The organism is Phenylobacterium sp. Root700, assembly GCF_001429025.1.
GTDB lineage: Bacteria > Pseudomonadota > Alphaproteobacteria > Caulobacterales > Caulobacteraceae > Phenylobacterium.
The window spans coordinates 30,670-40,953 of record NZ_LMHT01000026.1; the positions used below are offsets into that span (position 1 = coordinate 30,670).

Sequence of the window (10,284 nt, forward strand, 5' to 3'; positions counted from 1 at the left end):
CTGGGAAGAGTTCACAACCGAAAGTCGTTTTTGCATCTAGGTCAAGACCTTAGAAACCAAAACTAGGTCTCGGCGGCTTCCTGACGTGGCGAAACGCGCAGGGCGGTGATCTGATTTCGCTCGCGTTTGACCACCTGAAATCTGTGGCCGTGGAAGGTCCAGGTCTGCCCGACCTTGGGGATAGTCTGGGCCTCGTGGATCACCAGGCCGGCCACCGTGACGGCGTCATCGTCGGGCAGATCCCAGTCGAGCGCCCGGTTCAGATCGCGGATGGCGACCCAGCCGTCAACCATCACCGAACCGTCCGCCTGCCGACGAACGCCTTCCAGGGCCCTGTCGTGCTCGTCTTCGATTTCGCCGACGATCTCCTCGAGGATGTCCTCCAGGGTGATCAGGCCCTGCAACGCGCCATACTCGTCCACGACCAGGGCGAAGTGGATCTGGCGCTTCAGGAAGGCGCCCAGCTGGTCCTTCAGACTGGTTGTCTCGGGGATGAACCACGGCTCGCGGGCGATGCCGGGGATGTCGAGCTTGTCCAGTGAGCCGCCCGACGCGGCCATGGCCGCCAGCAGGTCCTTGGCGTGGAGGATGCCGACGACGTTCTCGGGCTCGTCACGATAGAGCGGCACGCGGCTGTGGCCGGTCTCCAGCATCTCGGCGACCAGTTCGCGGGCCGATTGGCCAGCGTCGAGCATTGAGATCGACCGGCGGTGGACCATCACCTGGGTGACGTCCATCTCGGCCAGGTCCAGCACCCCGCCCAGCATGTGACGGTCGCGGCTTTCCACCAGGCCTTCGGAGTGGTGGTACTCCACCGCGCCGCGAATTTCCTCGTGCGCGGCCAGCACGTCGGTCTCCATCGACAGCTTGATGCCGAACGGGCGCAGGGTCTGGCGCACCACCCACTGGGCGCCGTTGGCCAGGGGGCCGAAGATCCGCACCACCCAATAGGTCGGGATCGACAGGGCGCGGGCCACGTCGTCGGCGCGGGCGATGGCCAGGGTCTTGGGCAGGATCTCGCTGAAGATGACGATCAGCACGGTCATCACCGCGGTCGCCAGCAGCGCGCCGACCGGGCCGGGGAAGACGGCCGACAGCGCCGCGGTGGTCAGGGCCGAGGCGCCGATGTTGATGACGTTGTTCGACAGCAGGATGGCGCCGATCATCTTCTCCTGATCGGCCATCATCTTGTTGATGCGCTTGGCGGCCCGGTCGCCTTCGCGTTCGAGCTGGTGCATCCGGCCGCGGCTGGCGGCGGTCATCGAGGTTTCGGCCGCCGAGATCAGGCCTGAGAGACTGAGGAGGACGACCAGCGCCGGCGCCAGGCCGGCGAGGACGGCGACGATCGTCACGGGAGCGCCCCTTCGGAGACCAGGAAGTCACGCACGGCCTGCGCGTTCACGTCCTTGGCGACGAAGGCGTCGCCCAGCGCGCGGGCGAGGATGAAGGTCAGCTTGCCGCCTTCGGCCTTCTTGTCCTGTCCCATGTGGCGAACCAACTGGTCGGCCCCGAACTGGCCGGAGGAAACCTGCGTCAAGCGGGTGGGCAGACCGACCGCGGCGATGGCGGCCTCGGCGCGCTGGGCGTCCTGGCTGTCGCAGAGACCTTGGGCGGCCGAGAACCGGAAGGCGATGGCCGAGCCGGCGGCCACGGCCTCGCCATGCAGCAGGGCTTCGCCATAGCCGGTCTCGGCTTCCAGGGCGTGGCCGAAGGTGTGGCCGAGGTTCAGCAGGGCGCGGCGGCCGGCTTCCTTCTCGTCCTCGACGACGATCTCGGCCTTCATCTCGATGGACCGGGCGACGGCGTAGGCCAGGGCGTCCGGCTCGCGGGCCAGGACGGCGGGGCCGTTGGCCTCCAGCCACTCGAAGAAGGCGAAGTCGCCCAGCAGGCCGTACTTGATGATCTCGGCGTAGCCGGCGCGCATCTCGCGGTCAGGCAGGGTTGCCAGCACATCCAGATCGGCCAGGACCAGCTTGGGCTGATGGAAGGCGCCGATCAGGTTCTTGCCGCGGGCGGTGTCGATGGCGGTCTTGCCGCCGACCGAGGAGTCGACCTGGGCTAGCAGGGTGGTCGGGATCTGGATGAAGTCGATCCCGCGCTTGTAGATCGCCGCCGCGAAGCCGGCGAGGTCGCCGACCACGCCGCCGCCGAAGGCGATGATGATGTCGCCGCGGTCGAGTTCCAGCTCCAGCAGCCGGTCGGAGACGTCGGCCAGGCCTTCCCAGCTCTTCGACGGCTCGCCCGGCGGCACCACGATGGCGTCCGAGGCGATGCCGGCGGCGCTCAACGCCGCGGTCAGCCGCTGCCCGTGCAGCGCCCAGACCGTGGCGTCGCTGACGATGGCGGTGCGCATGTTCTTGAAGAACGGGGCGAGGATCGTTCCGGCCCGGTCCAGCAGGCCCTCGCCGACCACGACGTCATAGGCGCGCTCGGCCAGACCGACGCGGACGGTGCGGCTCATGGGTTCTGTCCCTGCAGGTGGGCGGTCAGCGCCTGGATCACCTGGTCGACCGTGACGTGGTGGGCGGTGTCGCCGGTTTCCACCACGACATCGGCCTCGGCGTAGATCGGATAGCGGACGGCGGCCAGTTCGGTCAGGACCTCCAGCGGGTCCTTGCCGGTGATCAGCGGGCGGTTGTCCTTGCGACCGACCCGGCGGACCAGGACCTCGAGGTCGGCCTTCAGCCAGACCGAGATCGAGCGTTCCTTGATCAGGGCGCGGGTCTCGGGGGTGATGAAGGCGCCGCCGCCGGTGGCCAGGACGTGGGGCGGATCTTCCAGCAGCCGGGTGATCACTCGGCGCTCACCTTCGCGGAAGGCAGGCTCGCCCAGGCTGGCGAAGATTTCCTTGATCGAGCGCCCAGCGGCGGCCTCGATCTCGACGTCGGCGTCCTTGAAAGGAAGCTCAAGCGCGTTGGCCAGGCGGCGGCCGACGCTCGATTTGCCGACCCCCATCAGGCCGACAAGGGTGATGGTGCGGGCGCGTAGCGGTGTGTAACGGTCCATGAACGGCGAAGGTCTACACGAGCAAAGTCATTCGCGCCAATTTCGTGGATGGGGCAAGACGAGGTGATGATGGGCCGGAGACTTCTCAGTGTGGCGCTCGGCGCCCTGGCGGTCTCCACCGCCGCGCTCGCGCAACCGGTGGAAGTGGCGACGCTGAGCGCCCCGGACTTCTTCTCGAACGGCGCGCGCGATACCGGGCTGGGACCAGATCTCTGGAGGCGCGCGTCGGCGCAAACCGCCCGGACGGTGATCCCGATGCTTGGCGCCAAGCCGCTGTCGCCGGCCGCCCAGGCCCTGGCGCGGCGCGTGCTGGCCACCGGCGCGAGCGGTCCCGAAACCGCCGGCCAGGACCCGGAACTGGCCGGCGCGCGGATCAACGCCTTGATCGCCCAGGGCGCGGTGAAGGACGCCGCGGCGATCCTGTCGCGGACCGCGAACCTGGATCGGAGCCCGACCTTGGCCCAGGCCGGGGCCGAGGCCGCCCTGCTGGCTGGCGACGAGGAGCGCGCCTGCGATCTCGCCGAGGGGCTCACGGCCGGCCGGGAAGAGATCTACTGGCTGCGGCTGCGCGCCTATTGCCAGCTTCGCGCCGGGCAGGCCGGCCCGGCTCAACTGACCTTCGATCTGGCGCAAGGGGTGGCGCGCGACGCCGTCTATGGCCGGTTGATGGGCGCCAAGCTCGCCGGTGGCGGCGATCCTGGCGCGCCGTCGCTGCGCAACGGTCTGGACTATGCGTTGTCGCGGGGGCTCGGCCTCGATGTCGCCTCCGCCAAGCCTTCGCCGGCGATGGCCGCCGCGTTGCAACCGACCGATCCTGGTCCCGCCGTCTGGACGGTCGAGGGCTCGGATCAGATTCACACGGCCATGGCGGCGGTTGCGGTTGGCGACCTAGCTGGGGCCCAGACCCAGCGCGCCAGCCTCACCGCCGACACCGTCGCGGTGAACGATCTGGCCTTGCTGGACGCGTTGATCAGCGCGGCGTCGGGCAAGCCGGACGGTCCAACGCTCGACCGGTTGGTCGAGCGGGGCGGGGCTGGCGAGGCCAAGACGCGCGGCAAGATGCAGAACGCCGCCATCCTGCTCGCGGCGCTGGGCGCGCCGATGACGCCGCAGGCGCGCGGCGAGTTCGCGAAGTTCACCGCCGCCGAGCCCGGTAAGGCCACGGTCGCCCGGGGATTGGCGCTGGATCTGGCCGGCGCCGAGCGGGTTCCTGGCGAGACGGCGCTGCTGGCCCTCTGGATGTCCGCCGACGCCGGAGCCGCCGGTCCACCGGTGGGCGACCGGGCCCGGATCATTCGGGCGTTGAAGGCCGCCGGCCTGGAAGACGACGCGCGCGCCTTTGCGGTCGAAGGCCTGCTGGCGCAGCGATGAGCGGCGCCGGCTGGGTCGAGGCCTTCCTCGAGATGATGGCGGTGGAGCGGGCCTCGGCCAAGAACACCCTGACCGCCTATGGCAAGGATCTCGTCGACGCCCAGGCCTTTCTTCGCGCCCGCAAGAACAGCCTGGCCCAGGCGAGCGCTGAAGATATCGAGGCCTATTTCAACGCCCTCAGCGACCGGGGCTTGTCGCCGGCCACCGCCGCGCGGCGCCGGGCCGCGGTCCGTCAGTTCTACCGCTTCGTGCTGGGCGAGGGCTGGCGCGCCGATGATCCTTCGCGCCGGGTCGAGGCGCCCAAGAAAGGCCGCCCCCTGCCCAAGGTGCTGAGCCGCGAGGAGGTGGACAAGATCATCGCCGCGGCCTCGGCCCGCGACGGCGGCCAGGGCCTGCGGCTGGGCTGCATGGTCGAGCTGGCCTATGCGTCGGGCCTGCGGATCTCGGAGCTGACGGCCCTGCCGCTGGCGATCCTGGCGCGGGACCCGGCCTATCTGATCGTCAAGGGCAAGGGCGGCAAGGAGCGGCTCGCCCCGCTGAACACGGCGGCCCGCGCGGCGGTGAAGGCCTATCTGGAGGTCCGCAAGGTCTTCCTGCCCAAGGGCGACGCGGCCAATCCGTGGCTGTTCCCTTCGCGCAGCAAGGCCGGGCGGCTGACGCCGCGCCGTTTCGCCCAGCTGCTGGATGAAGCCGCCGCCGACGCCGGGATCGATCCAGCGCGGGTCAGCCCCCATGTCCTGCGCCACGCTTTCGCCACCCACCTGCTGGAAGGCGGGGCCGACCTGCGGGTCGTTCAGAAGCTGCTGGGGCACGCCGACATCTCGACCACCCAGATCTACACCCACGTCGCCGGAGACCGGCTGCGCGAGGTGATCGAGACCAAGCACCCGCTGGCGAAGAAGAGCTGAGACCTTCCGCCAACCGTGCAGGTTCTTGGATTTTTTGTAACGAGCCAGGTCGGGGAAACCTGATTAGCCTTTCGCCGACAGCGTGGAGATCGATGTGACGTCAGCCAGGATGGCGAAACCCGGGACGGGCTTCGCCAGCGAGTTCTCCGAGATCGCCAAGACGATCGCCATCGCCCTGGCCATCGCCTTTGTTCCCCGCATGGTGGTCTGTCAGCCGGTCACCATTCCGTCGAGTTCGATGGAGCCGACGCTGCTGGTCGGCGACTACGTCATCATTTCGAAGTTCCCCTACGGCTGGAGCCGCCACTCGGTGCCGTTCAGCCCGCCGCTGGGCGAGGGGCGGATCTTCGCCCAGGCTCCGAAGCGCGGCGACATCGTGGTGTTCAAGGCGCCGAGGGATGGGCGGACCGATATTATCAAGCGCCTGGTCGGCCTGCCGGGCGACCGGATGCAGGTCGTGCAGGGCGTGCTGCAGATCAACGGCCAGCCCGTGAAGCAGGAGCCTGGGGCGACGAGCCTGGAGGATGGACCGGCCGGCGGGGCGATCCGCGTGTCGCAGTTCCGCGAGACCTTGCCCAACGGCCGGAGCTTCACGAGCCAGAACTACGGCCCCGATACGCCGGCGGGAAACACCGGGGTCTATCTGGTGCCGGCCGGCTGCTATTTCATGATGGGCGACAACCGCGACAATTCGCTCGATAGCCGTTTCGATCCTGGCCAGGTTCGGACCGGCGAAGCCTCATGCCCGTGGAACAGCGATCTCGACCGCTACCTCCCGCCGGAAGTGGGCATGGGCTTCGTGCCGTTCGACGACCTGGTGGGCCGCGCGGATATGGTGCTGTTCTCGTGGCGGCAGGGCGCGTCGTTGCTCAAGCCATGGGCGGGCCTTCGCCTGGACCGCATGTTCCACAAGCTCGGCGCCCCGACCACGACCTAGCCGGTGATGCGATAGCGCCCATCGCCGTCAGGGCAGACCCGGACATAGCGATATTCGTCGCCGTTGACCGGGGCCGGCGCCAGGCGGCAGCGCTGGCGGTTGTAGTAGCTGTAGTCGTACTGACCCGAACGCCGCCTGCGGTCATAGCTGCTCTCGCGGTACGGCGTGGTCTGGTCGTAGCTGTAATAGTAGCCGCGATCGTCGCACTTGGCCGAGGCCCTGCCGACCCCGACGCCGACCGCGCCGCCGACCAGGGCGCCCAGCACCGAGCCCTCGGTGCGGGCGTTGCGGGCCGCGACATTTGAGCCCAGCGCCGCGCCGATCAGGGCGCCGATGACACCGCCGGCGACCGAGTTGGTGCTCTGGCGGCCCTGGCAGGGATCATAGCGGCCATAGGACGGGTTCTGGCCATACTGGTTTGAGTTCCAGACCGGCGGCGGGCCGTAGGCGCGTTGGTAGGCGCCGTAGCCATAGCGCTGGTCGTAGTCGCGCCGGGCGCGCTCGTAGTCGCCGGCCCGGCGGTCGAAATCGGCGCGGCTCTCATAGGAGGTGTTGGCGCCGTAGCGGTTCTGATCATAGCCGTCGTCCCAGGTGGGCGCGGCGCCATAGGCGCGGGCGTAGGCCCCTGATCCATAGCGGCGGTCGTATTGGTCGCGTTCGCGTTCGTAGCTGTCGCGGCGGACCTGATAGTCGCGCAAGGCCGCATCGTAGTTGGAGCGGTCGGCCTGATAGTTCTGCATGTCCTGCTGATATTGCTGGGTCGGCGGGTACTGGGCGAAGGCCGGCGCGGCCATGGAAAGCGCGGCCGTCGCCGCCAGGGCGATCTTGATCGTGCGCATGTTGAGCTCCTCGAAACCTCGTCCCCGCGGCGCTGGTTTCTCCAGGCGTCGGTTCAACCTCGACTATGAAACGCCGTTATTTGAACGCGGTTGCACGCAAGCCTGAACCTTGGCCCGTTCCTCGCACTTGTTAGGCGCAAGGTTCGCGCCTAATTTCCCCCCCTTCCGCAAACGGAACGCAGAGAAGATTCCTCGTATGGCCGCACACTATCTCGAGTTCGAGCGCCCTATCGCCGACCTCGAAGCGAAGATCGAGGAGCTGTCCAAGCTTTCCGAAACCACGGGTTCGGGCGCATTGGACGCTGAAATCGAGGCCCTGCGCTCGCGCGCCCAGGAGGTTCGCCGCCAGGCCTATTCCAAGCTGGACGCCTGGCAGAAGACCCAGGTCGCGCGTCATCCCGACCGGCCGCACTTCATGGACTACGTGAACGGGCTGATCGACGAGTTCGTCGAGCTGCGCGGCGACCGCAAGTTCGCCGACGATCAGGCGCTGATGGGCGGCCTCGGCCGATTCCGCGGCCAGCCGGTGGTGGTGATCGGTCACGAGAAGGGCCGCGACACCGTCAGCCGCGTGAAACACAATTTCGGCTACGCCCGGCCCGAGGGCTATCGTAAGGCCATCCGCCTGATGGAGATGGCCGAACGCTTCCACCTGCCGGTGATCAGCTTCGTCGACACTCCCGCCGCCTATCCGGGCGTCGGCTCGGAGGAACGCGGCGTGGCCGAGGCCATCGCCCGTTCCACCGAGAAGTCGTTGATGCTGAGCGTGCCGATGATCGCGGTCATCACCGGCGAGGGCGGTTCCGGCGGGGCGCTGGGCATCGCCTGCGGCAACCGGGTGCTGATTCTGGAGCACGCGGTCTATTCCGTGATCCCGCCCGAGGGCGCGAACTCCATCCTCTGGCGCGGCGCCCGGACCGCCGAGGAAGCCGCCAAGGCGATGAAGATCTCGGCCCAGGACCTGATCGGCATGAAGATTGTCGACCGGATTATTCCCGAACCGGCCGGCGGCGCGCATTCCGACAAGGACGCCGCGATCAAGTCGGTGGGCGACATGGTCGAGGACGAACTGGCCAAGATCGCCAAGTTCAGCCCCGACGAACTGCGCAAGCAGCGCGCCGACCGATTCTACGCGATCGGCCGTTCGGGCCTGCAATAGGCTGAAGGTTTGACGGCTGCGCGCGGCGCGTGCAGCCTTCCGTATGACCACGGTTTCCAGCCGCGACTACGCCGGCCCCGCCGATCTGCGCGCCATGCAGGTCCTGGCGCAGAGGCTCTGGAGCCGGGCGAGCTATCATCACGTTGGCGATCTGGCCTGGCAGCGGTTCGAGCATCTCGGACGTGAGCCAGCCTGGCGCACCCGCATTTGGCGGGACGGCGAGGCGGTGGTCGGCTGGGCGTGGCTGGTCGAGGCGGGACACTTCTATTTCCAGGTCGATCCGGCCTATTCGGTGCTGTTCGATGAGGTCTTCGACTGGATCGAGGCTGCGAGCGACGCCTCGGCGCTGTCCACCGGTGTGCTGGAGAACCAGCCGGACCTGATCGCCGCGCTCCAACGCCGGGGCTACCAGGCGGGCAGCGACGCCTATCCGTTCAATCTCAAGACCGCCCGGACGCTTGAGCGCCTCCCGCCCCTGGTCTTGCCGGAGGGTTACCGGGCCGCGTCGATGGCGGAGCTGGGCGATCCCGACGCGCGGGCCCTGGCCCATCGCAACGCCTGGAGCCGGATCGCCGGGCGCGAGGACATGCCGCCCAGTTTGTCCCGGGTCACCGGCGAGAGCTATCGCAACGTCATGGCCGCCTGGCCCTACCGCAGCGATCTGGACTGGGCGATCGTCGCGCCGGACGGCCGTTGGGCGGCCAATTGCTGCATTTGGCTGGACGGCGCCAACCAGGTCGGTGAACTGGAACCGGTTGGAACCGACGCCGATTTCCGTCGTCTGGGCCTGGGCCGGGGCGTCTGCATCGCGGCCCTTCACGCCCTGCGCGAGACGGGGGCGGATCAGGCGATCGTCACCTGCCGCGGGGACGAGGCCTATCCCGCGCCTCGCAAGCTCTACTTCGAGCTCGGGTTTGAAACCTATACGCGCTCATATGTCTATCGCCGCAAACGGCTTGCCTGACCCTGCGTCTGCGGGTTCAGTGTCTTCCAAACAATCGTTTGGAGGGCGTCATGGCCTTGAAGACCCGTTTCACCGAGCTCGTGGGCGTCGAACATCCGATCGTGCAGGGCGGCATGCAGTGGGTGGGGCGCGCCGAGCTCGTGGCCGCCGTGGCCAACGCCGGTGGGCTTGGCTTCATCACCGCCCTGACCCAGCCGACGCCGGAAAAGCTGCGCGAGGAGATCGCCCGCTGCCGGACCCTGACCGACAAGCCGTTCGGCGTGAACCTGACCATCCTGCCGGCCATCACCCCGCCGCCCTATGCCGAGTACCGTCAGGCGATCATCGATTCCGGGATCAAGATCGTCGAGACCGCCGGCAACAAGCCGGCCGAGCACGTCGAGGAATTCAAGAAGCACGGCGTCATCGTCATCCATAAGTGCACCTCGGTCCGTCACGGCCTGTCGGCTGAACGGATGGGCGTGGACGCGATCTCCATCGACGGCTTCGAGTGCGCCGGTCACCCGGGCGAGGACGACGTCCCCGGCCTGATTCTGATCCCGGCCGCGGCCGACAAGATCAAGATTCCGATGATCGCCTCGGGCGGCTTCGGCGACGCGCGCGGCCTGGTCGCGGCCCTGGCGCTGGGCGCCGAGGGCATCAACATGGGCACCCGCTTCATGGCGACCAAGGAAAGCCCGATCCACGAGGCCATCAAGCAGCAGATCGTCGCCAACGACGAACGCGCCACCGACCTGATCTTCCGCACCATGCACAACACCAGCCGGGTGGCCCGCAACGCCGTCAGCCAGCAGGTCGTGGCGCTGGAGCGTCAGGGCGCCAAGTTCGAGGACGTTCGTGAACTGGTGGCCGGCTCGCGCGGCCGCAACGTCTACGAAGTGGGCGATAACGACGCCGGTATCTGGTCGGCCGGCCAGATCCAGGGCCTGATTCACGACGTGCCGTCGTGCGAGGAACTGATCCACCGCATCGTCCGTGAAGCTGAGGAAATCATCCACGGCCGCCTGGCGCGCTTCGCGCCCAGCAAGCAAGCCGTCCCGGCCTAGGTGGAATCGACATTCAGCGCATCCAGATGAGTGTGGCGGCGAGGTGGATGAAGC

General features: G+C 68.2%; 10 protein-coding genes. 6 read left to right on the forward strand and 4 right to left on the reverse strand.

Going from position 1 to position 10,284, the window contains the following annotated elements; genetic code table 11:
• Positions 1-62: 62 nt before the first annotated feature.
• The 3 genes from ASE02_RS13755 to ASE02_RS13765 are packed head-to-tail and all read right to left on the reverse strand — an operon-like array spanning position 63 to position 3,006.
• Positions 63-1,352, reverse strand: a complete 1,290-nt coding sequence (locus ASE02_RS13755; RefSeq protein WP_369818564.1) for an HlyC/CorC family transporter — start codon at positions 1,350-1,352, stop codon at positions 63-65.
• Positions 1,349-2,461 carry a 3-dehydroquinate synthase gene (gene aroB / locus ASE02_RS13760; RefSeq protein ID WP_056735107.1) on the reverse strand — a complete coding sequence of 371 codons (1,113 nt, stop codon included), beginning with the start codon at positions 2,459-2,461 and terminating at the stop codon, positions 1,349-1,351. Before aroB ends, ASE02_RS13755 begins: the two co-directional genes overlap by 4 nt.
• Positions 2,458-3,006 carry a shikimate kinase gene (locus ASE02_RS13765; protein WP_056735108.1) on the reverse strand — a complete coding sequence of 183 codons (549 nt, stop codon included), beginning with the start codon at positions 3,004-3,006 and terminating at the stop codon, positions 2,458-2,460. Before ASE02_RS13765 ends, aroB begins: the two co-directional genes overlap by 4 nt.
• Before the next feature lie 69 nt (positions 3,007-3,075).
• On the opposite strand from ASE02_RS13765, the gene ASE02_RS13770 reads away from it, so the two are divergent.
• The 3 genes from ASE02_RS13770 to lepB all read left to right on the forward strand — a co-directional run bounded on the left by ASE02_RS13770 (position 3,076) and on the right by lepB (position 6,222).
• A complete protein-coding gene (locus ASE02_RS13770) occupies positions 3,076-4,377 on the forward strand; it encodes a hypothetical protein (RefSeq protein ID WP_235536697.1) in 1,302 nt (433 codons plus the stop codon).
• Complete coding sequence (locus ASE02_RS13775; protein WP_056735110.1) at positions 4,374-5,285, forward strand: site-specific tyrosine recombinase XerD; 912 nt, start codon at positions 4,374-4,376, stop codon at positions 5,283-5,285. The genes ASE02_RS13770 and ASE02_RS13775 overlap by 4 nt, the downstream gene beginning before the upstream one ends.
• 94 nt (positions 5,286-5,379) lie before the next feature.
• Positions 5,380-6,222, forward strand: a complete 843-nt coding sequence (lepB, locus tag ASE02_RS13780) for a signal peptidase I (RefSeq protein WP_369818565.1) — start codon at positions 5,380-5,382, stop codon at positions 6,220-6,222.
• Here lepB and ASE02_RS13785 read toward each other — a convergent pair.
• On the reverse strand, positions 6,219-7,061 hold the full coding sequence (locus tag ASE02_RS13785; RefSeq protein WP_056735112.1) for a hypothetical protein: 843 nt from the start codon (positions 7,059-7,061) through the stop codon (positions 6,219-6,221). The genes lepB and ASE02_RS13785 overlap by 4 nt on opposite strands.
• Positions 7,062-7,257: 196 nt before the next feature.
• On the opposite strand from ASE02_RS13785, the gene ASE02_RS13790 reads away from it, so the two are divergent.
• The 3 genes from ASE02_RS13790 to ASE02_RS13800 are packed head-to-tail and all read left to right on the forward strand — an operon-like array spanning position 7,258 to position 10,230.
• Entirely contained in the window at positions 7,258-8,220 is a 963-nt protein-coding gene (locus tag ASE02_RS13790; RefSeq protein WP_056735113.1) for an acetyl-CoA carboxylase carboxyltransferase subunit alpha, read from the forward strand.
• 43 nt (positions 8,221-8,263) lie between these two features.
• Positions 8,264-9,184 (forward strand): N-acetyltransferase, encoded by a 921-nt coding sequence (locus tag ASE02_RS13795; protein WP_056735114.1) that lies wholly within the window; start codon positions 8,264-8,266, stop codon positions 9,182-9,184.
• 50 nt (positions 9,185-9,234) lie between these two features.
• A complete protein-coding gene (locus ASE02_RS13800; protein ID WP_056735115.1) occupies positions 9,235-10,230 on the forward strand; it encodes a nitronate monooxygenase family protein in 996 nt (331 codons plus the stop codon).
• The last annotated feature ends 54 nt before the right edge of the window (positions 10,231-10,284 follow it).